The sequence below is a fragment of the Amycolatopsis sp. N2S4-7 genome (assembly GCF_058119595.1).
In genome coordinates, this window is record NZ_CP172299.1 from 5,117,710 (window position 1) to 5,143,353 (window position 25,644).

General features: G+C 73.2%; 20 protein-coding genes. 4 read left to right on the forward strand and 16 right to left on the reverse strand.

Annotation, left to right across the window (positions count from 1 at the left end; translation table 11 throughout):
- Position 1: 1 nt before the first annotated feature.
- Positions 2-1,213 (reverse strand): ROK family transcriptional regulator, encoded by a 1,212-nt coding sequence (locus tag ACH54P_RS23690; protein WP_489916598.1) that lies wholly within the window; start codon positions 1,211-1,213, stop codon positions 2-4.
- A gap of 220 nt (positions 1,214-1,433) precedes the next feature.
- Here ACH54P_RS23690 and ACH54P_RS23695 point away from each other — a divergent pair, with 220 nt between their 5' ends.
- The gene (locus ACH54P_RS23695; RefSeq protein WP_489916204.1) at positions 1,434-1,898 is read left to right on the forward strand and encodes a hypothetical protein; all 465 of its coding nucleotides are present in this window, start codon (positions 1,434-1,436) and stop codon (positions 1,896-1,898) included.
- Between the two features lie 30 nt (positions 1,899-1,928).
- Here ACH54P_RS23695 and ACH54P_RS23700 read toward each other — a convergent pair whose 3' ends face one another.
- From ACH54P_RS23700 to ACH54P_RS23725, 6 genes are all read right to left on the reverse strand, one after another.
- Positions 1,929-3,020, reverse strand: coding sequence for a hypothetical protein (locus ACH54P_RS23700; protein ID WP_489916206.1), 1,092 nt, complete (start codon positions 3,018-3,020; stop codon positions 1,929-1,931).
- A 212-nt stretch (positions 3,021-3,232) separates the two neighbouring features.
- On the reverse strand, positions 3,233-4,252 hold the full coding sequence (gene nudC / locus ACH54P_RS23705; RefSeq protein ID WP_489916208.1) for an NAD(+) diphosphatase: 1,020 nt from the start codon (positions 4,250-4,252) through the stop codon (positions 3,233-3,235).
- On the reverse strand, positions 4,252-5,631 hold the full coding sequence (locus ACH54P_RS23710) for a M16 family metallopeptidase (protein WP_489916210.1): 1,380 nt from the start codon (positions 5,629-5,631) through the stop codon (positions 4,252-4,254). The genes nudC and ACH54P_RS23710 overlap by 1 nt, the downstream gene beginning before the upstream one ends.
- Positions 5,628-6,920, reverse strand: a complete 1,293-nt coding sequence (locus ACH54P_RS23715) for a M16 family metallopeptidase (RefSeq protein ID WP_489916212.1) — start codon at positions 6,918-6,920, stop codon at positions 5,628-5,630. The genes ACH54P_RS23710 and ACH54P_RS23715 overlap by 4 nt, the downstream gene beginning before the upstream one ends.
- Before the next feature lie 9 nt (positions 6,921-6,929).
- Positions 6,930-8,561 (reverse strand): DUF2207 family protein, encoded by a 1,632-nt coding sequence (locus ACH54P_RS23720; RefSeq protein ID WP_489916214.1) that lies wholly within the window; start codon positions 8,559-8,561, stop codon positions 6,930-6,932.
- 2 nt (positions 8,562-8,563) lie between these two features.
- A complete protein-coding gene (locus tag ACH54P_RS23725; RefSeq protein WP_489916216.1) occupies positions 8,564-10,300 on the reverse strand; it encodes a DUF2207 family protein in 1,737 nt (578 codons plus the stop codon).
- Between the two features lie 677 nt (positions 10,301-10,977).
- Here ACH54P_RS23725 and ACH54P_RS23730 point away from each other — a divergent pair.
- Positions 10,978-11,958 (forward strand): neutral zinc metallopeptidase, encoded by a 981-nt coding sequence (locus ACH54P_RS23730; protein ID WP_489916218.1) that lies wholly within the window; start codon positions 10,978-10,980, stop codon positions 11,956-11,958.
- Here ACH54P_RS23730 and ACH54P_RS23735 read toward each other — a convergent pair.
- The gene (locus tag ACH54P_RS23735; protein WP_489916220.1) at positions 11,955-13,067 is read right to left on the reverse strand and encodes an RDD family protein; all 1,113 of its coding nucleotides are present in this window, start codon (positions 13,065-13,067) and stop codon (positions 11,955-11,957) included. The genes ACH54P_RS23730 and ACH54P_RS23735 overlap by 4 nt on opposite strands.
- 43 nt (positions 13,068-13,110) lie before the next feature.
- Here ACH54P_RS23735 and ACH54P_RS23740 point away from each other — a divergent pair, with 43 nt between their 5' ends.
- Positions 13,111-14,118, forward strand: a complete 1,008-nt coding sequence (locus ACH54P_RS23740) for a stage II sporulation protein M (RefSeq protein ID WP_489916222.1) — start codon at positions 13,111-13,113, stop codon at positions 14,116-14,118.
- On the opposite strand, the gene ACH54P_RS23745 is transcribed toward ACH54P_RS23740, so the two are convergent.
- Genes ACH54P_RS23745 through ACH54P_RS23765 form a run of 5 tightly spaced genes read right to left on the reverse strand, consistent with a single transcriptional unit; the run spans position 14,115 to position 19,353 of the window.
- Positions 14,115-15,407: a DUF58 domain-containing protein gene (locus ACH54P_RS23745; RefSeq protein WP_489916224.1), complete on the reverse strand. Its 1,293-nt coding sequence runs from the start codon at positions 15,405-15,407 to the stop codon at positions 14,115-14,117. The genes ACH54P_RS23740 and ACH54P_RS23745 overlap by 4 nt on opposite strands.
- Before the next feature lies 1 nt (position 15,408).
- Positions 15,409-16,380: an AAA family ATPase gene (locus tag ACH54P_RS23750; RefSeq protein ID WP_489916226.1), complete on the reverse strand. Its 972-nt coding sequence runs from the start codon at positions 16,378-16,380 to the stop codon at positions 15,409-15,411.
- A complete protein-coding gene (locus tag ACH54P_RS23755) occupies positions 16,377-17,513 on the reverse strand; it encodes a DUF4350 domain-containing protein (RefSeq protein ID WP_489916228.1) in 1,137 nt (378 codons plus the stop codon). Before ACH54P_RS23755 ends, ACH54P_RS23750 begins: the two co-directional genes overlap by 4 nt.
- Positions 17,510-18,151: a DUF4129 domain-containing protein gene (locus ACH54P_RS23760; protein WP_489916230.1), complete on the reverse strand. Its 642-nt coding sequence runs from the start codon at positions 18,149-18,151 to the stop codon at positions 17,510-17,512. The genes ACH54P_RS23755 and ACH54P_RS23760 overlap by 4 nt, the downstream gene beginning before the upstream one ends.
- Positions 18,145-19,353, reverse strand: coding sequence for a hypothetical protein (locus ACH54P_RS23765; RefSeq protein WP_489916232.1), 1,209 nt, complete (start codon positions 19,351-19,353; stop codon positions 18,145-18,147). The genes ACH54P_RS23760 and ACH54P_RS23765 overlap by 7 nt, the downstream gene beginning before the upstream one ends.
- A gap of 251 nt (positions 19,354-19,604) precedes the next feature.
- On the opposite strand from ACH54P_RS23765, the gene ACH54P_RS23770 reads away from it, so the two are divergent.
- Positions 19,605-20,624, forward strand: a complete 1,020-nt coding sequence (locus ACH54P_RS23770; RefSeq protein ID WP_489916234.1) for a neutral zinc metallopeptidase — start codon at positions 19,605-19,607, stop codon at positions 20,622-20,624.
- Here the strand turns inward: ACH54P_RS23770 and ACH54P_RS23775 are convergent.
- The 3 genes from ACH54P_RS23775 to ACH54P_RS23785 all read right to left on the reverse strand — a co-directional run bounded on the left by ACH54P_RS23775 (position 20,617) and on the right by ACH54P_RS23785 (position 25,632).
- Positions 20,617-21,045, reverse strand: a complete 429-nt coding sequence (locus ACH54P_RS23775) for a hypothetical protein (protein ID WP_489916600.1) — start codon at positions 21,043-21,045, stop codon at positions 20,617-20,619. The two genes, ACH54P_RS23770 and ACH54P_RS23775, sit on opposite strands and share 8 nt — an antisense overlap.
- Positions 21,046-21,131: 86 nt before the next feature.
- On the reverse strand, positions 21,132-22,214 hold the full coding sequence (locus tag ACH54P_RS23780) for a potassium channel family protein (protein ID WP_489916236.1): 1,083 nt from the start codon (positions 22,212-22,214) through the stop codon (positions 21,132-21,134).
- 172 nt (positions 22,215-22,386) lie between these two features.
- Positions 22,387-25,632: an ATP-dependent helicase gene (locus tag ACH54P_RS23785; RefSeq protein ID WP_489916238.1), complete on the reverse strand. Its 3,246-nt coding sequence runs from the start codon at positions 25,630-25,632 to the stop codon at positions 22,387-22,389.
- Positions 25,633-25,644 lie beyond the last annotated feature (12 nt).

Sequence of the window (25,644 nt, forward strand, 5' to 3'; positions counted from 1 at the left end):
CTCATCGGTTGGGGCTACTCGGTCGGGGACGGGTGCTGTCGCCCTCGGGCCGGCGCGACCCGAGGAGCGTGGGGGTGATGACGCCGAAGACGTCCTCACGGGTGGTGGCGAGCGCGGACTGCAGCGCGCCCGCGCGGACGGCGTTGCCCTGCACCGACGCGCAGCCGACGGGCGTGCGCGGCAGGACCAGTTCGTGCAGCTTTTCCTGCACCAGCGCGGCGAACTCCTCGCCGCCGGCGCGGCTGGTGTCGCCGCAGAGGAGCACGAGCTGCGGGTCGGCGACCGCGACGAGGTTGGCGACGCCGCCCGCGACCCTTCTCGCCAGGTCGTGGCGGAAGGGGTGGTGCGGTTCGGTTTTCGCCACGGCTTCCCAGGCGGTGTCGGCCTGGATGCCGTGGGCCGCGGCGAGGCGGCAGATCGCGGGCGAGTCGACGAGGTTGCCGAACCGGGCGCCGGCCTCGGGCCAGACGTCACCGGTGTCCACAGTGGCCGGATCGGGCACGCGCATCCAGTCGATCTCGCCGCCGCCGCCGGTGGCGCCGCGCAGGAGCCGCCGTCCGATGACGACCGCGCCGCCGACGCCTTCGGACAGCCACACCATGACGAAGTCGTCGACGTCCTGGGCCTTCCCGGCGGTCATCTCCTCGACGGCGACGAGGTTGACGTCGTTCTCGATCAGGACGTCGACGCCGAGCTCGTCGCTGAGCTTCTGCGGGACGTCGAAGCCGAGCCAGCCGGGGATGTGCGGGGCGGAGGAGAGCAGCCCGGTGCGCGGATCGAACGCCCCCTGCGCGCCGATCACGACGTGCGCGAGCTGGTCCCGGGTGATGCCCGCTTCTCCGGCGACTTTGGCGAGGGCTTCACCGAAGGTCCCGACGACGTCGGCGCCTTCGTGGACGGGCAGCGGGGTCTGGTGCTCGGCGAGCACGATCCCGGCGACGTCGGCGACGACGAAGTCCGCTTGGTGCGGCGTCAGATCGACGGCGGCGACGAAGGCGAGGCTGCCGTTGGCCGCCCAGAGCTGGGCCCGCGGCCCGCGGCCGCCACCCCGCACGCCGGCCTTGACGACGAGGTCGTCCAGCTCGAGCCGGGTCAGCAGCTGCGCGGTGGCGGGCTTGGACAGCCCGATGGCGAGCTCGAGCTCGGCACGCGTGAGCGGGCCCTCCCGGAGGAGGACCTCGATGGCCGCGCGATCGTTGATCTCGCGCAGCATCCGCGGGCTACCGGCTCGCACTCGTCGCTCCCGACTTAATTAGGATACTTTACAGACGGTTTCCGGGGACTGTAGTGAGCCGCGGCACAGCCGTCAACGGGCCTTCGGAAACGGCGAGGTAACGCTTGCCGGGGCGGTAGGCCACCTGGCCGAAACAGACGCCGGGGCTTGGGGACCTGGTCAGGGGATTTCCGCTTGCGCGGCCGGGGATATTGGAGGCGTGGACGTCGTGGCCCAGCGGGTGCGGACCACCTGGACCAAGCGGTCCAGGGGTGGCCCGACCGCCTCGCTGCGCAACCGCGTGCCGGTGGTCTTCCCGTTGCCGGGGGGCGTGGAGCTCCACGAGGTGCATGTCGACGAGTCGACCGGCTTCGAGCCGCGGTTCGCGGTCCAGCCGCTCGGCGACCTGGACGGAGTCACGCTCCGGGAAGCGGACGGCGGACTGCTGGTGCGGGTCGTGCTGTCACCGTGGGGGTACCCGGGACAGAAGTGGCGGCCGCCTCCGGTGCGCCTCGAACCGGGCGAGTGGCTCCGCTGGCAGGTCAACCAGCGCTTCGGCGCAACTTCTTCACGCGGCAGCGAGTGGACTTACCGGCTGGAGACGCTCAACCTCGCGTACCGCCGGCCCGCGGGCTTCACCGGCGCCCCGGCCCGCTCGGTGATCGAACGCCGTGACCTGCGATGACCTACTCTTTCGCGGCTCAGGCTCGGAGCGTCACTCTGGAGAGGGGCGATGGGGCGGAAGCGCTCCGCTGCGTCCCTCGCCCTCGCGACTGCCGGGCACTGCCGGTCTCGTCACCCCGTCTGCCCACTGCTTGAACTGGGTCGCCAGCCACTGCTTCGTTTCGTCCGAGACGTAGGCGTGCGCATCTCGCAGGAGTGGATCGACGGCGTGCTCCTGCACTTCCTTGTGGCTTCCGGGCGCCGGGCAGATGAAGATCGCGATGATGCGGAGGTTCCTCAGCAGGTCTTCACCGCTGAGCAGACCGAACAAGGGTGAATGGGCGACGGCGGCGGCTTTGAACGCTGACCACGCCTTGTCCACGACCATGTCCACGACCCGCTTGGTGAGCTCCGACCGCTTTTTCTGCTTGCTGGACGCGCAAATGGCTTCGGTGATCAGCTCCTTGGCCTTGTCCGGGATCCTTTCGACCACCTTGCCGAACATCTCCAGCGCCTGCACAAAACCGATGAACAGGTCGCACCAGCCGTGGTGAGCCAATTGGAGGCGGATCATCTTGATCTCCTCCGGGCTCCCCTCAAGTTCCGCGAGCACGTCTTGCCAGATGTCTTCAGTCATCGCTCGAGCGAAGGCGTCGACCTGCTCGACAGCGTCCGGCCGATCCGGGTCGACCTCGTCCGGAACCGGCGTAACCGCCACTTCAGACGCCGAACCCCCGGGTTCGGCGACAGGTGCCTGTGCACCGGCTTGCTCGACCGCGATCGGCTGACCGGAGACAGGTCCCCCTGCCTCGGTCCGCACGGTGCGGCGCGGTATCGGGGCGGAATCGGGAGCGGCGCCGGCGGCGCTCCGCGCGAGCCAGCCGGCGCACTCGATCCGCACCAAGTCCATGGCCGCGTCCTTGGGGCGGACCTTCGTCTTCGGCTTCTCCCCACGCTTCGCCGACCGCCAAGCGGTCAGCACGCGGATGATCTCCGAACGCCTCTCGGTGCGAACCGGCTCTGGTTCGCGGGCGATCTCGACCCAGTTGCTCCAGCCGTGTTGTGATCCACCACAGTTGCCGCATTTGCAGCCGGGCCGCGTCGCCTTCTCGCAGTTCTCCGGATGCTTTCTGATCGATGCCACGGGCCGGCCCCTCGCTCGACAACCCCTCCTCGCTCGATCTTCCGAGCGGACCGGAGCGCGCCATACCGCCACGTTGGTAATGACAAGGTAGCGGTCAGTGACGAGAGTTGGCCCCATAAATCCCGCACGCCACAGCAACCGCAAGAGCTGCTGGTTGCAGTCCGCGAACGGGTGAGAAGTGTCGTGAAGGTACGCCCTTCACGACACTTCGATCACTCCTCCGCGTCCGCCCAGGCTTTGAGCATCACTCGGGCGATGGACGAGTTGCCCGGCAGGATGATCTCCGCCGCGCCATCGGCGATCGGCGTCGGCCGGGCTCCCTCGCCGCGCACGTCACTGTTCGCGAACGCCTCGCGCAGCTCGGCGCGGGACACCCACAGCGCCTCTTCGATCTCCCCGTCCGCGGGCACCAACGGGGCCGACCGGTCCGCCCGGGCCGTGAAGCCCAGCATGATCGAGCGCGGGAACGGCCACGGCTGGCTCCCGAGGTAGCGGACGTCCGAAACGGCAGCCCCCACCTCTTCGCGGATCTCGCGGACCACGCACGCCTCGAGCGACTCGCCCGCTTCCACGAACCCGGCCAGCACCGAATACCGGCCCGCCGGCCAGATCGGCTGGCGCGCCAGCAGCACGTGGGAACCGTTCGTGCCCTCCCACGAGTGGACCAGGCAGATCACCGCCGGGTCCGTGCGGGGGTACTCCTCACGCCCGTCGTTCGTGCACTTGCTCGCCCAGCCGAACTGGATCAGCTCCGTCGGGTGGCCGCAGCGGGTGCAGAACTTCGCCTGGCGGCGCCAGTTGCGCAACGCCTGCGCCGTCGTGAACAGGCCCGCCGACGTGTCGTCCAGCAGGTCGCCGTAGCCGCGGAGCTCGACCCAGACCTCGCCGTCGGCGCGCGGGACCTCCTCGACGAAGCCCCAGCTGCCCGCCATCTTCACCGTGTCGGCTTCGCCCGACGGGCCGCCCGGCAGCGACCAGTAGTCCACGCCCTGCCACTCGCCGAGGAACACCGCGTCCGCGGGCGGCGCCGTGCCGAAGTCGACGGCTTTGCGGAACGCCAGCACCGAAGAGCCCTCGACAACCGGGGTGCGCCCGGTGTCGTCCAGGAGGACGACCCGGGCGTCGGCCCATCGCGACAACAGCCGCGAGGGGTTGGTGCGCAAGCCTTCCTGACGGTCCACTGTGGACCGCGAGAGTGTCGGCAGGGCACCGAGGGTGAACGGGACGGACATCAGGCCGGCTCGCCCACGACGACGTCGCCGAGCGCCAGCAGTTTGCGCTCCAGCACCGCGGCGTCACCGACCACCACGCCGGTGAACCGCTTGGGGGCGAAGAACTTCAGCGCCGCGTCGGCCACCTCTTCGGCGGTCACCTCGGCGACCCGCGCCGGGTGCTCGATCAGCCACTCCAGGCCCAGCCCGGTCGAAGCCAGCGCGAGCACCTGCCCGGCCAGCCCGGACTGCGACGACGTCGAGGTCAGCAGGGAGCCGATCGCGTACTGCCGCACCGATTCCAGCTCGTCGCCGGTCGGCGGAACCTGGCCGATGCGGCCCAGTTCGTACCGGGTCTCCAGCAGCGCCGGCGCCGTCGCGTCGGTGGCGGTGTCCGCGTCGACGTTGACGACCGCGGCGCCGTCGGTGTATTCGAACCCGGAGTGCGCGGAGTAGGTGTACCCCTTGTTCTCGCGGATGTTCTCCACCAGCCGCGACGAGAAGTACCCGCCGTAGGCCAGGTTCGCCAGCTTCAGCGCCGCGTAGCCCGGGTCGGTGCGCGGCACGGCCTGCGCCGAGAGCCGGATCTGCGACTGCACCGCGCCGGCCCGCGGCACCAGCCGCACGCTCGGCCCGGTCAGGTCCGGCAGCGGCGGCAGCCGCACGGCGGAGCGGTCCGACGCCCAGCCGGCAAGCACCTTCTCCAGGTCACCGACGACCCCGTCGGGGTCGATGTCGCCGACCAGGACCAGCACGGAACCGCGCGGCAGCACCGACGCCTGGTGCAGCGCACGGACCTGCTCGGGCGTCACGACCGCGACGTCTTCGGCGCGAGGCACCTCGCGCGTGGCCGGGTGGTCGCCGTAGCGGTGCTTCTGCAGGGCCTCGCGCGCGATCGTGCGCGGCTGGGTCCGGGAGACGGCGATCCGCTCGACCAGCCGCTCCTTCTCGCGGGCGATCTCCTCGTCGGCGTACGTCGCTCCGGTGAGGACGTCGCCGAGCACGTCGAGGAACGTCGGCAGCTTGTCGGCGAGCGCGGACCCGGTCAGCACCAGGCGTTCCGGGTCGACGCCGGCGCCGATGTCACCGCCGATCAGCGCCAGCTCGGCGTCGATCTCGACGCGGTTGCGGCGCGCGGTGCCGGTCAGGATCGTCTCGGCGAGGACCTCGGCGATCGCCGGGTGCAGCGCGTCGTCGCCCGCGAACGGGATCCACAGCCGGGCCTCGACCATCGGCACGGTCGCCTTGCGCACGGCCAGCACCCGCAGGCCGTTCGACAGCGAAGTGTCCACATGGGACAGGTCGGCGGCGGCGCGCTGCTCGCCCAGCGGCGGCAGCGGGCGCGGGCCCCGCTCGGTGCGGCCGATTTCCTCCGCGCTGCGGTGCGTTGCAGAAGTCACTGCTCGTTGTTCCCTTCCGAAGCGGGCTTGACCACCAGCACGGCGCGCGCGTCCGGGCGCAGCGCCTTCGCCGCGGCCGACACGGCTTCCGAGGTGACGGCGGACATCCGGTCCGCGAGCCGGTACACCAGCGACGCGTCGCCGTAGAGCAGTTCGAACGCGCCGAGCGCGAGCGTCCGGGAGACCAGCCTGTCGTGCTCGGAGTGCAGGCTCGCCGCCCAGCGGGCGGTGACCTTGCGCAGCTCCTCCTCGCTCGGCGGGGTCTCGGCGAGCTTCTCCAGCTCGTCGTCCAGCGCCGCCAGCACGCGCTCGCGCGGTACCTCGTGCGGGTGGATCAGCGTGATGGTGAACGTGTCCGGGTCGCGGGCCTCGAACGGGCCGAACAGCCCGGCGCCGGCGCCGATGTCGACGACCAGCGGCTCCTTGTGCACCAGCCGCTGCTGCAGGCGGGAGCCGTCGCCGTCGGTGAGCACGCCGGCCAGCACGAGGTACGCCAGGTAGCCGTCGACGTCGTTGATCGGGTCCGGCATCCGGTAGCCGATGCCGAGCGCGGGCAGCGGGGCGTGCGGGTCTTCGACCTCGCCGCGCAGCTCGGTGGTCGGCAGCGGCTCGGCGAACGACGGCCGCTGCGGCGCCGGCCGGTGCGGGACGTCGCCGAAGTGCTGCTCGATCAGGTCCTTGGCCGTGCCGACCGCGAAGTCACCGGCCACCGTGAGCACGGCGTTCGCCGGCGAGTAGAAGGTGTCGAAGAACGCGGCGCAGTCGTCGACCGTGGCGCTCTCGAGGTCCTCGAACCCGCCGTAGCCGTTGTGCGCGTTCGGGAACGTCGAGTACAGGACCGGCGGCAGGGTGATCCACGGGAACCCGCCGTAGGGCCGGTTCAGCACGTTGAGGCGGATCTCCTCCTTGACGACGTCGATCTGGTTCGCGAGGTTCTCCGCGGTCAGCTTCGGCGCGCGCATCCGGTCGGCTTCGAGGAACAGCGCGCGCTCGAGCGCGGCGCTCGGCAGCACCTCGAAGTAGTCGGTGTAGTCCGGGTGGGTGGACCCGTTGAAGGTGCCCCCGCTGGACTGGACGTGCCGGAAGTGGGCGAGTTTCTCCAGGCTCTCGGAGCCCTGGAACATCAGGTGCTCGAAGAGGTGCGCGAAACCGGTGCGCCCCTCCGGCTCGGAGCGGAAACCCACGTCGTAGTGCACGCTGACGCCGACCACCGGCGCGGTCGCGTCGGGGGCGAGAACCACGCGCAGACCGTTGTCGAGGGTGTATCGGACGAGCTCGGGATCGGCCATGACCCCACCCTACGACGGGTCGGCGTCCGGGTGCGGCACGCCTGGCGAATGAGAACCGGTGTCCCGGCCCACGGCGTCGAGCAGACGCCCGCGACGGGCACCGGCGAACGTGCCCGCGAGCGCCGTCGCGAACGATCCGGCCTGGTCAGGGGTGACGTCGCCGTCGTGCCAGTACACCGGCGGCGGGTGGTCGAGCCCGTCGAACGCGGCCACCCACGGCCCCAGTTCGCCCAGAGCGAGCGCGTACGGCAGGCCGCGCGAGAACACCAGCTCGCGCTGCGGCTTCGTCAGGTCACCGGGCCGCACCGACGCCAGCTTCCCGGCGACCCCGCGAAGGCGCCGGGCGACGTCGGCACCCGCCCGCCGGCGCGCGGGCAGGGCGGCCGAGACCGCGACGGCGGCGGCCCCGGCCAGCACGACGATGACGCCGAGCTGGGCGAAGCCGACGGTCAGCGCCAGCAGGACGGTGAGGAACGCGCCGTAGAAGACGACCCGGATCCCGGCCCGGCCGAGCCGCCGCGGCCGGGCCGCGAGCCAGCCGCGCCGGACGAGGTCGGCGGTCAGCTCGGCGGGGCCGATCTCGACGTGCTGCCGCCGCAGTTCGGCCAGCGTCACCGACTCCTCCGGCACGACGGCCGTGAAGACGGCACGTTCGAAGGCGGTGAGGTGCTCGTCGGCCGGGTTGCGGCGGGAGAGGCGCCAGCCGCCGTCCTCGGCGCTCACCCACAGGTAATTGCGGACGGCGAGGTCGAGCACGGTCGCGGCGAGGTCGGCGGCCCCGGGCCGGCCGTCCAGGAGGACCCCGGTGTGGCCCGGCAGCACGCCTTCCGGTGACGCGAACTCGCCGCCCTTGGCGACCAGTTCGGCCTTCGGTGGCTCCCCCGTCCCGGCGTCACGGCGGCGTGCGAGCCAGACCAGTGCGAACGCGGCGAGCAGCAGCACGCCGAAGCCCGCCCAGGCCCAGCCGACCGGGGCGGTGAGCACGAACGCGCCGCCGATCGTCTTCGCCGGGACCAGGTCCGCGTTCGCGGGGACGGTGCCCGCGGGCAGCTCGACCGTCGCCGTCATCCGCTGCCCCGCGGCCAGGTTCTGCTGGCTGAACCGGGTCAGCCCGGCGTGGTCGATCTGCGCCGCGCCGCACTTGAAGTCGGAGTCCGGCGGCCCGGCGAGGCAGTCGACGGCGGTCGGGATCTCGGGCGCCGCGAAGGAGGCCCGGAGGAACTTCAGCTCGGTGCTCCAGCCGCCGGCCAGCTCCCAGGTGACCCGCTCGACGCCGCCGTCCGCGGCGACGGCACCGTCCACTGTGTACCGGACGATCGACGTGCCCGCGGTGAGGTGGACCGTGAACGCGTCCTTGTCCACCGACGCCGTCCCGCTGCCTTCGAGCACGACGTCGCGGACGCCGTAGACGCGGTCGCGGTGGTGGGGCGCGGCGACCCGCAGCGGGACGCGGCGGTCCATGGTCGTGCCGTTGGGGACCGAGATCGCTTCGGCGACCGACAGCGAGCCGTCGCGCTGGACCTTGAGCTGGATCTCCGCGCTCTGCGGCAGCGCGGGCAGCGGCGGCTGGTCCTGCGCGGCGGCGGGCACCGCGGCCAGGAAGAGCGTCAGCGCCGCCCCGCCGACGGCCCGGCCGAGCACGGTCAGCGCGTCGCGGTGGCGCGGCCGGACTCGGTGAGCAGCCCGTCGAGCGCGGTCAGGAAGGACGGGAAGTGCGCGCCGAACCGGCGCAGGTCGCGCTCGGACTCCATCCCGCCGTACCAGTACAGCCCGGCCGAGCCGTCCGACGCCGGGTTGAGCGCGGCGAAGGCGCCGAGCCAGCGCTCGGTGTCGCCCAGCACGACCGCGTACGGCAACGACCGGGAGAACACCAGCTCGCGGTCGGCGGGCGGGATGTCCTCGGCCTTGGCGGTGTGCAGGTAGTCGAGGAGCCCCCGGACCTGGCCCACCAGGGCCCGGCCGCGCGCGGTGCGCGACGGCAGCAGCGCGGCCGCCGCGGCGACGGCGAGCCCGGCCAGCGCGACGGCGACGCCGATCAGCGCGTCCCCGACGGTGAAGGTGAGCACCGCGGTGGCGACCAGGCCGAGCGTGAAGACACCGGCGCCGAGCCAGGTCAGCCGCCCGCGGGCGGTGTCCGGGCGGCGGGAGAACCAGCGCTTGGTGACGACGTCGGCGTACATCGCGTCGCTGATCGGGCGCAGGTCGAGCCCGCCGCGGGCCCGCAGCTGCGACACCAGCACGGTGTCGGTGCCCTCCGGCAGCAGGGTCCGGTAGACGGCGCGCTCGAAGTCGTGCAGGTGCTCGTCGGGCGGGTTGCGGCGGGCGAGCTGCCAGTCGGGGCCGTGGTGGCCGGGGACTTCCGCGAGCCAGAGGTAGTTGCGGACGGCGAGGTCGACGACGGTGGCGCTGATGTCGACGACGTCCACGGTCTCGTCGACGACCGTGCCGACCTGGCCGGGCAGCACGCCGTCCGGGCTCGCGAAGCAGACGCGTCCGCCGTCGCGCAGCAGCACCTCGACCGGGCCGGTGGCGGTGTGCAGCGCGCCCGCGTCCGCCTTGCGGCGCCGCCGGACGACGAGCCCGCCCACGACGAGGAAGACGAGCAGGAGGGCGAAGACGACGCCGGTCAGCGGCGTCGGCGCGAAGGCGTTGGCCAGCAGGCCGATGTCGGCGAACTTCGCGTTCGCCGGCGTGGTGCCCGCCGGCAGGCCGACGAGGAGGTCGACGCGGTCGCCGGGCCGGACGTCGTTCTGTTCCAGGCGGACGACGCCGGTGTGGTCGAGCTCGGCGAGGGTGCAGCGCTGGCTGGAACCGATCGGGCCGGCGAAACAGTCCACAGGGGACAATTGGGGCGACGGGGCGAGGAACGACGCCGTGAGCTTGTCGAGCGGGGTGTCGAAGCCGCTCGCGACCTGCCAGCGGGCCTGCTGGCGGCCGCTCTGGTCGGCGATGGCGCCGTCGACGGTGTAGGTGACGGTGGAGCTGCCGCCGGTGAAGGTGAGGACGAGCTGGTCGCCGGTGAGCCGGCTGGTGGCCGCGCCTTCGGTTTTGACGTCGCGGACGGCGAAGACGCGGTCCTGGTCGTCACTGGCGGCGACCCGCAGGGGGACGCGCGAGGTGAGCTGCTTCCCGCCGGGGACGGTGACCTTCTCGGTGACTTCGAGCGAACCGTCGCGGAGGACCTTGAGGGCGACGTCGGCGGTGGCGCCGTCCGGCGGCTGGAGGTCGTTCCCGCTGAGCAGCTGGGGTTTCTTGACCTGGTCGGCCGGCAGGTTCGGCAGGACGGGCCCGGCCGAGGGACCGTCCTGCGCGACGGCGGGCCCGGCGGCGGCCAGCACGGCCGCGGCGACGCAGGCCGCTGTCCCCCATTTCCTCAACACAGCACCACACCCTAGAGCACCCGATCTATGCTGACGCCCGGAACGGCGAGATCTTCGCAGGTACGCCGCTTCCGACGGGGAAATCGCACGGGGGGTTCCACTCGATGACGCACGGCCCGCAGGGTCCTGGCTCCGGTCCTGGCCCTGGCTCTGGCCCTGGCCCGCACGACCCGCGCCGCCCGCTGCCCCCACCGGGGCGGCCGCCGCTGCCGCCGCCGGGGGTGCGGCCGCTGCCGCAGGGCAGGCCGCAGGGGCCGGGTTCGCCGGGGCAGGTGCCACAGGGGCCGGGCTCGGCGGGGCAGGGGCCGCAGGGACCCGGTTCCCCAGGGCAGGCGCCACTGGGGCCGGGCTCGGCGGGACAACCAGGCCCGAGCGGTTGGCCGGGGCACGGCGGGAGGCCGGGCTCGCCCGGTCCGGCCGGAGCGCCGAACCGCCCGCCGCAGGGGCCTGCGGGCGCGCCGCAAACTCCTGGTGGCCAGGGGCGCCCCTTCGGCGGGCCGCCGCCGGGTACGCCGCCGTTCGGTTACCCCGCGCCGCCGCCGGGGCGGGCTCCTCTGCCGCCTCCCGTTGCGGCCGCGCCGCCCGTCTTCATCCCCGGCTATGCCGGGCCGCCGTCCTTCGGGCCGCGCTTCGCTCCCGGTTACACGCCCTACGTTGCGAAGAAGTCGAACGCCGGGGTGATCGTCGCCGTGGCGATCATCGGGATCGTTGCCGTCGTCGGGGGGCTTGTCGCGGCCGTTGCGCTGATGAGCGGCAACACCCGGCACGTCGCCGACGCCGGCTACTCGAGCACCTACCCGAGCGACACCTACTCGCCCACCTACACCACCGAAGAAACCACCGAGACCACGTCGTCGACCGAGCGAACGACCTCCCGCACCACCACCGCGCGCCAGACCCCGGCGTCGCAGACCCCGTCCGGCCCGCGGCCGGTCGCGCGCACCGGCGACAACCCGCTGTTCGGCGATCCCGACTACGGCCTGCAGAACATCCCGTGCTCGCTGAGCCGCTGGGCGACCGACCAGAACAGCGCCACCCGGTTCTTCCAGTCCGGCATCGGCTGCCTCGACGCGATGTGGTCGCGGATGCTCGGCGCCGCGAACCTGCCGTTCCGGTCGCCGAACCTGGCGGTGCCGCAATCGCTTTCGGAGTCGTCGACGCCGTGCGGCAGCGGTGGGACCACCACCGGCGTCACGCCGTTCTACTGCCCCACGAACAACACGATCTACATGCCGATGGACCGCATCGAGGTCGACGTGTGGGGGAACCACCCCGGCCCGTACCTGTCGATCCTGGCCCACGAATACGGCCACCACGTGCAGAACCTGTCCGGCATCACCGACGCGTACGGCGAACAGCGCTACGACGCCGGCGCCGATTCGGCCGCCGGCCTGGAGCTGTCACGGCGCATGGAGCTCGAGGCGCAGTGCTTCTCGGGCATGTTCCTCGGCTCGGCGTCGGTCTCCGGTGGCTCGGTCGACAAGAACGTCTACAACGAAGCCTGGAACGCCCAGGACCGCGGCGACGACTACGCCCGCAACGGCAAACGCGACCACGGCAGCGCCAAGCACAACATCTCCTGGTGGCAGCACGGCGCGACGAAGAACCGCAACCAGCAGTGCAACACGTGGCTCTCGGCCTCGGGAGACGTGTCCTAGCTCGGTGGCGTGAACGGGTTTTCGACCGGAACGGCCACCGGGGTGCCCGACGGCGGAGTCGGCTCGGCAGCGGATTCGGCCGCCGACCAAGGCGACGGCTCAGGCGGCACGGCCGGTCCTGAAGACGGCTGTGCGGGGGTCGCGTAGCCGTGCTGAGCGGCCGAAGCGGAGTGGCCCGCCCGCATGAACCCCGGCTGGTCGGCCGCCGGGTACCCCGGCGAGCCGGCCGCCGGAGAGCCCGGATGGCCGGCCTGCGGATACCCCGCCGGAACCTGCCCCGGATATCCCGCCTGGCCCGTCGCCGCGAAAGGGCCGCCCCGCGCCGCTTCCACCTGGGCCGCATACGCCTGGTACGCCCGGGCGTGGTCGCGGTTGCGCCGTTCCGCCAGCACCGCCGCCAGGAACGCCCACGGGGGCACCCCGGGCGGCACCGGCGTGCCCAGCGCGTTGCCCACCTGCTGCGCCAGCCCCCAGCCGAGCGCGTGCGCCGCCTCCGGGCGCAGCTCGCGGAACCGCGCCAGGAACTGACGGCTCGCCAGCGCGAGGTCGTCCGGCAACCGGGTCAGGTCGAGCTGGGCCGCCCAGCCCTCGAGGCCCGGGGGCATGCCGATCGCCGGGTAACCGGCACTGTCCGGCACCCGCTCGCGCACCACGAGCGTCCCGGCCAGGAAGTCGCCGACGCGGCGGCCGTCGGACGAGCACAGCGACACGATCACCGCGACCGCGCCGAACAGCCCGAGCATCCAGAAGTCCACGATGAACCCGGCGAGCCCGCGGACCATCGCGTGCCGGAACCGGATCGGCCCGCCGTCGACGCGCACCACGCGCAACCCCACCGCCAGCTTGCCCAGCGAACGGCCGCGCGAGAGCGTCTCGAACAGCACCGGGTAGCCGACCATGATCAGCACCAGGAACACCAGCACGAGGGTGAGCGCGAGCGCCTCGTCCGCCTCCGGGATCGCGATCGTCAGCACGAAGATCGCGCCCAGCAGCAGCGCGCCCTGCACGAGGACGTCCAGCGCCATCGCCAGCGCGCGGCTGGCGAGCTTGGCCACGCGCAGGTCCAGGACGACGGCTTCGCCGGTGACCAGCTCGGATTCCTCGTGCACGGAACCCAGCCTAGCGGCGGCGGGCGCCAGCTAGGCTGGCCTCGTGGATGTTGACGTCTTCGTCGCGGCGCACGCGGCGGAGTGGAACCGGCTCGGCGAGCTGACCCACCGCGGCGGCAAGCTGACCGGTGCCGAGGCCGACGAGCTGGTGACGCTCTACCAGCGGACCGCGACACACCTGTCGATCGTCCGCTCGGTCGCGCCCGACCCGGCGCTGGTCGGCAGGCTGTCGGGCCTGGTCGCGCGAGGCCGGTCGGCGGTCTCGGGGTCGCACAACCCGGCGTGGCGCGAGGTCGCGCTGTTCTTCACGCGCCGGTTCCCCGCCGCCGTCTACCTCTCGCGGCGCTGGTGGATCCCCGCCGCGCTGGTGTCGATCGCGGTGATGGCGGTGATCGCCGTCTGGGTCGCGGGCGACCCGCAGGTGCGGGCGGCGATCGCGACCCCGGACGAGCTGAACCAGCTGACCAAGCCCGGCGGCGACGCGGAGACCTACTACTCGACCGGGCCGGCGACGTCGTTCGCGGCGCGCGTGTGGACGAACAACGCCTGGGTGGCCGCGACCTGCCTGTTCCTCGGCATCGCGCTGGGCCTGCCGGTGATCGGCGCGCTCTGGCTGAACGCCCTCAACGCGGGGGTGATCATCGGCGCGATGAGCGCGGCGGGCCGCGGCGACGTGATGATCGGCCTCCTGCTCCCGCACGGCCTCCTGGAGCTGACGGCGGTGTTCGTCGCGGCGGGCACCGGCCTGAAGCTCGGCTGGACGGTGATCGACCCCGGCCGCCGGTCCCGGACCGCGGCGCTGGCCGAACAGGGCCGGTCGGTGGTCGTGATGGCGCTCGGGCTGGCGTGCGTGCTGTTCGTGTCGGGGATCATCGAAGCGTTCGTGACGCCGTCCGGCTGGCCGACGTGGCTGCGCGTGGGGATCGGCGTCGTCGTCGAAGTGGCTTTCCTGGTCTACGTCTTCACCCTCGGCCGGCGCGCGGCGAAGGACGGCGAGGTCGGCGACCTCGACGCGCGCGACGCCGGGGACGCCCTGCCCGAGTCGGCCTAGAGCCGCCCCGCGGCCTTCAACGCCAGGTACCGGTCCGCCAGCGCCGGCGGCAGTTCCTCGGGCACCGCGTCGACGACGCTGATCCCGTGGCGCCCCAGGCGTTCCGTCACGCGCTGCCGCTCCGCCACGGTCCGCGACGCCGACGCCGCGTCGTACACCGCTTCCGCGTCGCCGCGGCCGGTGAGCATCTCCGCGACCCGCGGGTCCGCCACCGACGCCACGATCAGCTCGTGCCGCGCCGTCAGAGAACTCAGCACCGGGAAGAGCCCCTCCTCCAGCGGCGCCGCGTCCAAGCCGGTCAGCAACACCACCAGCGCCCGGCGGCGGGTCCGCCGGAGCACCTCGGCGACCATCCCGCGCGCGTCCGTCTCGATCAGCGACGGCTCCAGCGGCGCCATCGCGTTCACCAGCGACGTCAGCAGCGCGGCCCCGGACGACCCCTGCACCGCCGCCCGCAACCGGCGGTCGTAGGCCAGCAGGTCGACGCGGTCGCCGGCCCGGGAAGCCAAGGCCGCCAGCAGCAACGCCGCGTCCATCGCCGCGTCCAGCCGCGGCGCGTCCCCCACCCGGCCCGCCGAGACGCGGCCCGTGTCGAGCACCAGCACCACGTGCCGGTCGCGTTCCGGGCGCCAGGTCCGGACCATCACGTCCGCCGCCCGCGCGGTCGCCCGCCAGTCGATCGACCGGACGTCGTCGCCGATCACGTACTCGCGCAGCGAGTCGAATTCCGTGCCCTGGCCCCGGATCAGCACGGCGTTGCGGCCGTCGAGCTGCTGCAGCCGCGCCAGCCGCGAAGGCAGGTGCTTGCGGCTGTGGAACGGCGGCAGCACGCGCACCGACCACGGCACCACGTGCGAACCCTGCCGCGCGGCCAGTCCCAGCGGTCCCACCGACCGGACCGTCACCCGCGCCGCCGTCCGGTCACCCCGCCGCGAAGGACGCAACGCGGTCACCAACGCGCGCCGCTCCCCCGGCGGGACGCGCAGGGCGTGCCGCTCCGCCGCCCCCGCGCTCGGCGGCCACGCGTCACGCAGCCGCCCGCGCACCGTGCGGCGGCCGGGGTTCGCCACCACCAGCGTCACCTCGCACGGCTCGCCGAGCCGCACCGACGTGTCCCCGGAGCGGGCGAACGTCAGCGGCCGCACGCTCCCGGCCAGCACCAGGTCGACGACGACCAGCACCAGCAGCACCCCGCCGACCAGCAGGATCCCGGTGTCCGACGGCACGAGCAGCCCGACCACGAGCGCGCCGAACAGCGCCACCAGCCCGAGCCTTCCGGTGACCGCCATGTCAGCGCGGCACGGGCACGGACGCGAGCACGCGGTCCAGGACGCCGTCCGCGGTGACGCCTTCGAGCTCGGCCTCCGGCCGCACGTCCAAGCGGTGCCGCAACGCGGGCCGCGCCAGCGCCTTGACGTCGTCGGGGGTCGCGTAGTCGCGTCCGGCGAGCCAGGCCCAGGCCCGGGCGACCGCGAGCAGCGCCGTCGCACCGCGCGGCGAGACGCCGATCCGCACCGAAGGCAGCTGCCGCGTGGCCCGGCAGAGGTCGACGACGTACCCGATCACCTCGGGTCCGATCGTCACGCGCGCCACCGCTTCCCGCGCGGCCGCCAGCTCGGCCGCGCCCGCGACGGACTTCAGCCCCGCCGCGGCCAGGTTGCGCGGGTCGAAGCCCTGCGCGTGCCGCAGCAGGATGCCGATCTCGTCTTCACGCGACGGCGTCGGCATGGTGAGCTTGAGGAGGAACCGGTCCAGCTGCGCCTCCGGCAGCGGGTAGGTGCCCTCGTACTCCACCGGGTTCTGCGTGGCGATCACGATGAACGGGTCCGGCAGCGGCCGCGACTTGCCGTCGATCGAGACCTGCCGCTCCTCCATCGCCTCCAGCAGCGACGACTGCGTCTTCGGCGGCGTCCGGTTGATCTCGTCGGCGAGCAGCAGGTTCGTGAACACCGGCCCCTCGCGGAAGGAGAACTCGCCGCTGTGGGCGTCGTAGACGATCGAGCCGGTGACGTCGCCGGGCATCAGATCGGGCGTGAACTGGACGCGCGTCATCTCCAGGTCCAGTGCCGCGGCCAGTGCCCGCACGAGCAGCGTCTTCGCCACCCCCGGAACGCCTTCGAGCAGCACGTGCCCCCGGCAGAGCAGGGCCAGGATCAGCCCGGTGACCGCGGCGTCGTTGCCGACGACGGCCTTGCCGACCTCGGCGCGCAGCGCGATCAGCGCGTCGCGGGCCCCGGTCGCGTTTTCGGTACCGCTGGTCAAGTTCGCCCCACCTCTCGTTCCACCCTGTCCAGTTCGCCGGCCAGCCGGACCAGCGCCGGGTCGTCCGGCACCGGCGGGCCGTAGAGCACCGCGCCGACGTCGTTGGCCTGCCGCCCGGTCCGCTCGCTCACCGAGGTCACCAGCGCCGCCGGATCGGCGTCGCGCGGCAGGCCCAGCGTGGTCCGCAGCCGGGTCCGCGCCGCCTCCCGCAGGGTCTCACCCGCGTGCCCGGCCGCCTTCGCCCGCCGGTACAGCCGGGCGCGCCCCTCGGCGGTTTCGGCCGCGCGGACGACGATCGGCAGCGGCTCGGTGACCACCGGGCCGAGCCGCCGCGCCCGCCACAACGCCAGCAGCGCCACGGCGATGAACGCCTGCGCGGCCCCGTAGTACCAGCCGTCCGGGATCAGGTCGAAGATCGACTTGCGGGTGTCGTCCAGCCCCGGGTCGGTCACCGACGGCAGGTACCAGATGAGCTTGGGGTGCGCCCCGAGCAGGTGCAGCGCCAGCGCCGCGTTGCCGTCCTCGGCGAGCTGCGCGTTGGTCAGCGGCGCCGGGGAACCGAGCAACGTCGTCGTGCCGCCCGCGTCGGCCAGCTGCAGCAGCGTGCCGCCGCCGTCCTCGCCGGGGTAGCACGAGCGCGCGCCGGGCGAGGAGTAGCCGATCCCGCCGAGCGTGACGTCGCCGGCCGCGACCGCCGCGGCCACCGTGCACTGCGGGCTCAGGGTGCCGACGTCGCTCTGGCCGACCGGGTGCACCAGCGGCAGCGAATCGTGCAGCGTCGGCGCTCCCGGCGTCACGAGGACGACGTCCTCGGCGCGCTCCCGCAGCGCGTCGAGGCGCTTCGCGGGGACCAGGTCCGGCTGGGTGACCAGCAGCGTCGCGCCTTCGCCCGCCTCGTCCGCTTCGGCCATCGTGTGCGCCGTCCGGACGTCGACGCCCTGGTCCCGCAACAGCTTCGCGAGCGCGTGGGCGCCGCCGGGTTCGTAGGAGCCGGGTTCGAGCGCGCCGTGCGTCTGCTCGCCGCGGCCGAGCAGCAGGAGCGCGCCGGCGGCGAAGATCAGCGCGACGAGGGCGAGGGGAACCCGCGCACCGCGCCAGATCCGGCGCAGGTCGGGCGAAACCGAGGTACTCACGAGCCCGCCATGGCGACCGGCCGCTCGCGGCGGCAGCGTTCGTCCAGCTCGGTCAGCGCACGGTAGGCCCCTTCGGTGCCTTCGCGGCCGCCGTAGTGGACGTCGTCGAAGAGCCGCGCGCCCTGACGCAGCTCGTTCGCGACGTTCGGCAGCAGCAGCCCGGCCTCGGCGGCGGCCTCGTCCGCCGTCCGGCCGGAGCGGGTGTCGAGCAGCGCGCGTTCCTCCAGCGCCCGCACGACGGCGCGGAAGCGGTCACGGACGGCGTCGCCGTACCGGCCTCCGGCCGCGGCTTCGGCGGCCGAGCGGCGGTAGTCGTCGGCGCTCCGGCGCTGCCCGCCGAACACGGCCCGGCCGGCGCGCGAGGTCCGGGCGACCTTGCCGGTGCGCAGCCGGACCACGACGACGAGCACGATCAGCAGCACGACGACCAGCAGCAGCCCGAGGGGCCCGCCCGGAACCACCGACGACAGGCCGTTCAGCAGCTTTTCGAGCTGCTCACCGAGCCACTGCCCGATCTGCTGCAGGATGTTCGGCTGCGCGTCCCGGTACTTCGGGTCGGACAGCTCCTGCGCGGCGGCGCGGCGCGCGTCGTCCCGGCCGATGTCGACCGGGACGTCTCGCAGCACCAGCGTCACCATGCCTGCGGCGGCGTCACCCCGGCGGCGCGGGCCAGCTCGATGTCCATGCCCTCGCGGCGCATCCGCTGGTCGAGGTAGACGATCACGGTGACCAGCGTGACGAACGGGATCGCGATCGTGCCGGCGATGATCTGCCCGGCCGACTGCAGCAGCAGGTCGCCGGTGCTCGGCACGAACGCCTTGCCCGGGTTCAGCACCTGGTCGAACACGCCGGTGCCGAGGGTGAACGGCAGCTGGATGATGTTCTCGAAGAACGACTCGATGATCCGCGCCAGGAGCAGGACGCCGAGCACCCGCCAGAACGCGCCGCTCACCAGCTTGACCGAGCGGGAGAACGCCTGCCGGAGCGTTCCGCGCTCGAGCACGAGCGCCGGCGCCGCCAGCGCCCAGAACACCCAGGCCAGCACGCCGGGGATGATGCACAGCAGCACGCCCACCGTGGTGACCAGCGCGTACACGAACGCCACCCCGAACAGCGGCAGCAGCCGCGGCTGCACCTCGCGCCACGCGATGCCGAAGCTGACCTCGCGGCCCAGCGCGGCCCGGCCCATCACCGCGGCCATCAGGCCGGTGGTGAGGGTCATCAGCAGCGTCGAGACCAGCGTCGTCGGGATCAGCACGAGGAAGAGGTCGCCGAACGTGCCGAACAGGGCGTCGCGCACCTCCGCGTCGGTCGAACCCGGCCCGATTTCGGCCGTCGAGGCGAGGTTCTCCAGGTCGGCGAGCGCGTACTTCTGCACCAGGAACGTGATCCCGGCGGTGAGCACGGCCATCACCGCGCCGATGCCGAGGATGAGCAGCGGGTGACGGCGGATCGCGGTGATCGCGCCGTCGAGGATGTCGCCGACGTTGAGCGGGCGCAGCGCGATCACGCCCGGTTTGCCGAGCCCGTGCGGGTTCCAGCCCGGTGCCGCCGCGTAGCGCGGCTGCTGCCCGGAGAAGGGCGGCAGCGCCTCCGGCCGCCAGCCCTGCGACGGCGGCGGAGCCTGCGGATCCGGCGGCTGCCAGCCGGCGGGCGGCTGCGGCTGCGCCGCCTGCGGGTCCGGAGCCTCCCACCCCCGCGGCGGCGTCGCCGGTGACGCCGCGTGATCTTGCGACGGCTTCGGTTCACCCGATCCGGGGGCCGGAGCCTGGGGGATCCCCTGGCTCGGTGTCGGCGTGTCGGCGCCCTCTCCGCCGGGCGCGCCACCGGTGTCTGTCATCGAAGCCCCTCGCCTGCAGTACCTGCTTGACGACACTCTCTCAGAGCCGCCTGCACCCGGCCAGACCTGGGGTGACGTCCGCGCGCCGTGACAGCACGCGCACGGACGGGTGCGGGAGGCCCCGTTCCCCCGATATGCTGAACGCCGGGATCGGGTACCCCCGCTCCGTACCGAGACCCTTCGGGACTGCCTAGATGACGCAACCGCCCCACGGCCGGGTACCGCCTCGCGGAACCGTCCAGCCGCCGCCGGTGCCGGATGCGCAACCGGATCTCCCGTGGCTGGGCCGCCCCCACACCGTGTCCGCGCCGAAGCGCCGTTCGCCGGCGGCGGTGATCGGCGTCTGCCTCGGCGCGGTGGCCGTGCTGGTGCTCGGGCTCGTCGCGATCGTGGCGCTCAACCGCACCGAGACGCCGCTGGCGAACGCGAACTACCGCGACGCACCGTCGTCCCAGGACAGTCCTTCGCAGCTGCCGCCCGGCGGCGCGGGTGCCCCGGCCTCGGCGTCGAGCCCGTCGTCCGAGGCGTCGGTCCCCAGCGCGACCGGCCCGCAGAAGGTCCTCAAGCTCGCCGACCACCCGATCCTGCAGGACCCGAACGCCGGGCTGCAGAACCGTGTCTGCACGCTGCCGGCCTGGCAGAGCACCCAGGACGGCGCGGAAGCGTTCTTCACCGCCGCCAGCAAGTGCCTGGACGCGGCGTGGGGCCCGTTCCTCGAGGCCTACCACCTGCCGTTCACGCCGCCGGCGCTGCACTTCCCGACCGGCGCGAGCTTCGAGACCGAGTGCGGCACCATCCAGGTCGGCATCGCGACCGCCGCGTACTACTGCGAAAACAACCTGTACGTCCCGTTCCGCGGCCTGCAGACCGACCAGTACGGCAACAACCCCGGCGTCTACCTGGCCCTGTTCGCCCACGAGTACGGCCACCACGTCCAGGAGGTCGCCGGGCTGATGGACGCGGCCTGGCAGAAGATCTACGAGGCCGGCCAGAACAGCCCGGCCGGACTCGAGATGTCGCGGCGCAAGGAACTGCAGGCCCAGTGCTTCTCGGGCATGTTCCTCGGCGCGCACGTCGACCAGGGCGGCACGATCAGCCGCGACATGTACAACAAGGCCTGGAACGACCAGGAGACCCGCGGCGACAACACCTCCCGCAGCCACGACCACGGCACCAACGCGCACTACGCGTCCTGGTGGCGGGCGGGCGCGACGAGCAACCGGATCGCCGACTGCAACACCTTCGCGGCGCCGTCGTCCGAGGTCAGCTGACCTTCGCGGCGGGCTTCGGCCGCAGCGGGATGCTCAGCCAGAGGTAGACGAACATCCCGCCGGAGAAACAGGCGAACACGAGCAGCGCGAGCCCCACCGGGCGGCGGGCGTCCGACGCCCCCGCCGAGGTGTCCGCGGCGCTGACGGTCACCGTGCCCTGGTCCGGCAGCACCTCCGGCACGCCGACCTCGACGCGCTCGCCCTGGCCGTGCCCGCAGCCGTTGAGCGTGCCTTCGTGGGTCTTCCCGGCGATGGTGAACCGCACGGTCTCGACGGCGTCCGGCTGGTCGCACGACGCCGGCTTCGTGACTTCGGCCTGCACCGGCGCGCCCAGGTCGTCGTTGGCGATGCCCAGCAGCCCGGGCCCGGCGAGCCAGGCGAGGAGCACGACGAGCACGCCCGCCGCGGCGGGGATCGCCACCGTGGGCCACTTCAGGGCGAGGGATCGCGGGGGCACCCGGTCATGGTTCCAGATCCCGCTGCCAAAACCCAGGTGCCTGGTCGGGGCTACCGCTGCTGGATCTTCTCCGCCTGCGTGACCTTCTTGACGTACAGCAGCTTGTCGCCGGGCTCGATCGCGTCGGCCTGCGGGGCGTCGACGCGGTAGAGAACGCCGTCGCGGACCACGCCGAGAACGATGTCCGGCAGGTGCCGCGGCGACCCGCCCTCCTCCGACGGCTCGACCGGCCGCTCGGCGATCGCCAGCCCCGACTCCGGGGTCAGCAGGTCCTCCATGATGTCCACGACCAGCGGCGTCGACGTCGCCATGCCGAGCAGCCGCCCGGCCGTCTCGCTGGACACGACGACCTGGTTGGCGCCGGACTGCTTGAGCAGGTGGACGTTCTCCGCCTCCCGCACCGACGCCACGATGTGCGCCTTGGGCGCCAGCTCGCGGGCGGTGAGCGTGACGAGGACGGCCGTGTCGTCCCGGTTCGGGGCGACGACGACCGCGCGCGCGTGCTGCACCGCGGCGACGCGCAGGACGTCCGCGCGGGTGGCCGAGCCGTGCACGGCGACGAGGCCGAGCGCGCTCGCCGCGTCGAGGGCCTGCTGGTCGGTGTCCACGACGACGATCTGTCCCGGGGCGACGTTCTCGTCGCCGAGCAGCGCGTTGACGGCGGACCGGCCCTTGGTGCCGAACCCGACGACAACCGTGTGGTCGCGCACCTTCGTCCTCCACTTCTGGATCTTGAACGCCTGCCGGGAGCGCTCGGTGAGCACCTCCAGGGTGGTCCCGACCAGCACGATGAGGAAGAGCACCCGCAGCGGGGTGATCACCAGCACGTTCACCAGCCGGGCGGACGACGTGGCCGGCGCGATGTCGCCGTAGCCGGTCGTCGACAAGGAGACGGTGGCGTAGTACAGGCTGTCCAGCAGGGACAGGCCGTCGCCGTTGGCGTCGCGGTAGCCGTCGCGGTCGATGTAGACGATCACGACCGTGGCCAGCAGGGCGAGCAGCGCACCGATGATCCGCTTGACGATCGCGCGGAGCGGGCTGACGGTCAGCTCCGGCATCCGCAGGACGCCGACGAGCTCGTGGTCCGGCCGATCGGTGAGACTGCCCAGCGGCAACCGCTTCAGTGCCTTCATGCACCCGCTCCCAGCGGCGGGTGTCCAGCGTCACTCACGCCCGGAGGATAGCCGAACCGGGCGGCGGGCCGCCGCGTGGAACGACGAGTCGATGGCAACCTCGCAACGGCCGGCGCACCTCCTGGCGGCCTGCCCCGTGATCGGACGGGCCTCACGCGTGACTGAGCGGGCTTCACGCCTCGGGGATGTCGCGGAGGATCTGCCTCAGACCGTCGGCGTCCAGGAGGTCCGCCGGGCGGATCGTGCGGTTCGCCCGGACGTAGTGGAACGCCGCGCGGACCCGGTCCACCGGGACGTTCTTCAGTGCCGCCCACGCCATGCGGTACGCCGCCAGCTGGACCGCCAACGCCGGGATCCGGGACTCCGGGGGGACCGCGCCGGTCTTCCAGTCGACCACCGTCCAGCCGCCGTCGGGGTCGGCGAAGACCGCGTCCATGCGGCCCCGCAGCGTGATGCCCTCGACGTCGGCCGAGAACGAGACCTCCACCGCCACCGGGACGCGCGGGGCCCACTCGCTCTTCTCGAACTCCGTCTGGAGCTCTTCGAAGTCGGCGTCGGGGGCCTCGCCGAAGTCGGCCGCGCCGGGGAGGTCGTCGATCTCGATGAGCTGGTCGCCGGCGAACCGGCGTTCCAGCCAGCCGTGGAACTCCGTGCCGCGGCGGGCGAAGCTGTTGGGCTCCACCGGAAGCGGACGGCGCAGGTCCGCCGCCAGCCGGTCGGCGTCGTCGGCCAGCGCGACCAGCTGGCTCACCGAAAGCCGCGACGGCAGCGCGACCCGCCTGACTTGGTCGTCCTTGCGCGCCCACTCCTCCAGCAGGACGTCGGTGTCGGTCAGCCAGCCGTCCGGATCGTCCTCTTCGGACTCCTCGTCCTCCGGAGCGGCGGACAACGCCTCGAACACCAGCTCCACGCCGGTCTGCACGCCGGTGCGGCGGTCGGCCAGGGGGTCGACCGGCCAGCGGCCCGCCCGCGAGTCCGACACCAGCGGGTTCTCGTCGTCGGAGTCCGGCTCCGGCGCCCACTCGGCGAGCTGGCCGACGCCGGTCTCCCGCACCACGTCGGCGATCTCCGTCAGGAATTCCGACGGCCCCTTCGCCCGGCTGCTGCTTTCGTTCCACCAGTGCCCGGAAACGATCAGCGCGTGTTCGGACCGCGTCAGCGCGACGTAGCAGAGCCGCCGTTCCTCCGACTGCTCCCGCTCGACGAACCCGGCTTCGTGCAGCTCCAGTCCTTCTTGGACTTCCTTGCGGTCGTAGCCCTCGGCGATCCGCAGCTCCGGCAGGTCCTCCGAGTCCCCGCGCAACGCCGCGGGCAGCGACGTCGCGGTCCGCAGCCACGACGACGACCGCCGCCGGCCGGGGAACACCTCGTGCACCAGGTGCGGGACGGCGACGACCTGCCACTCGAGCCCCTTCGCCGAGTGCACGGTGAGCACCTGCACGCGGTCCGGGACGACCTCGACCTCGCCCGGGGTGAGCCCGTCCTCGGCGTGCGCCGCCGTGTTCAGGTAGTCCACAAAGGACAGAAGCGTCGCCGTCGGGGCCGTCTCGGCGTAGTCGGTGACGACTTCGGCGAACGCGTCCAGGTGCGCGCGCCCGGCGGAACCCGGGCGCGCCAAGGACTCCACGTCCAGGAGCATCGTCCGTTCGACGTCGGCGACCAGCTCCGGCAGCGACTGGTCGAGCCGCCGCCGCAACGCCGACAGCTCCCAGCCGATCCGCTTGATGCGCCGGTACCCCTCCTCGGAGTACCGCGCGGGGTCCCCCGGCTCGTCGATCGCGTCGATCAGCCCGGCCTGCTCGACGCGCTCCACGACGAGCTCCGGCGCGTCCGAAGCCGCCTTCTCCGGGCTGGACAGCTCCCCGGCCCGCCGCCACAGCGCGGCGACGTCGGCGGCCGCGAGCCGCCAGCGGGCGCCGGTCAGCAGCCGGGCCGCCGCGCTGCCCGACAACGGGTCGGCGAGCACCTTCAACGTCGCGACGAGGTCGGCGACCTCGGGTTCGTCCAGCAGCCCGCCGAGCCCGACGACCTCGACCGGCAGGCCGCGCGCCCGCAGTTCGGCGGCGATCGGGGCCATGTCGGCGCGGCGGCGCACCAGCACCGCGGCGGTCGGCGGCTTCCCGGTCTCTTCCTGGTGGGCGTACCAGCGCCGGGCGAGCGCGTCGGCCACCCAGTCGCGCTCGGCGCGGACGTCCGGCAGCAGCGCGCACGCGATGTCCGCCGGCCCGGCACCTTCGCGCGCCCGCAGCCGTTCGACGCCGAGGCCGCGGGCCCGCAGCGGTTCGGCGATCGCGTTGGCGAGGTCGAGGATCTCCGGCGGGTTGCGGAAGCTCGTCAGCAGCCCGTATTCGCTCGCCGGGACGAGGCGTTCGCCGTCGGAGCGCGGGAAGTCCGTGGTGAACCGGGGCAGGTTGGCCGCGCTGGCGCCACGCCAGCCGTAGATCGCCTGCGCCGGGTCGCCGACCGCGGTCACCGGCATCGGCGGGTTCTCGACGCCGCCGAACAGCGCCCGCAGCAGCACGCGCTGGGCGTGCCCGGTGTCCTGGTACTCGTCGAGCAGCACGGCGCCGAAGCGCTCCCGCTCGCCGCGCACGACCGACGGGTACCCGCTCGCCAGCTGGGCGGCCAGGGACATCTGGTCGGCGAAGTCCAGGGCGCCTTCGTTGCGCTTGCGCCGGTGGTACTCCTCCACCAGCGGCAGCAATGCGAGCCGGAAGTGCTGCGCCGCCATGATTTCCGTGAGCTTCTGCGGCAGCGCGGCCCGCTGTCCCTTGACGCGCGGCGCGTTCTCGATGACGCGGCACATCCACGTCGTGTACTCGGCGAGCTCCTCGACCGAGATCAGGTGCTCGCCCAGCTCCCCGGCCAGCGCGAGCAGGTCCGCGGTCACCGTCGGCGGGACGCGATCGGTGTCCAGCTCGTTGTCCCAGGTGGACACGACGCGGTGCGCGATCTGCCACGACGACGTCTCGGACAGCAGCCGCACGCCGGGCTGCACCGGCAGCCGGAGCCCGTGTTCGGACAGCAGCCGCCCGGCGTAGGCGTGGTAGGTGAGCACCGTCGGTTCGCCGGCGACCACGGTGGACCGCAGGCCACCGGTCGGGTCGAGCCGGTCGAGCAGCCCGGAGCCCGCGAGCCGCCGCAGCCGCGCGCGGACGCGTTCGCCGAGCTGGCGCGCGGCCTTGCGGGTGAACGTCAGGCCCAGCACGCGGTCGGGGCTGACGATCCCGTTGGCCACCAGCCAGACCACGCGCGCGGCCATGGTCTCGGTCTTGCCCGCGCCCGCCCCGGCGACCACCAGCGACGGCTCGACCGGCGCGGCGATCACCGTGGCCTGTTCGGGCGTCGGGCGGTGCAGGCCGAGGGCGTCGGCGAGCTCGGCGGGTTCGACCGGGTTCGCGATGAGAAGGGGACTCACGCGCCCACCTCA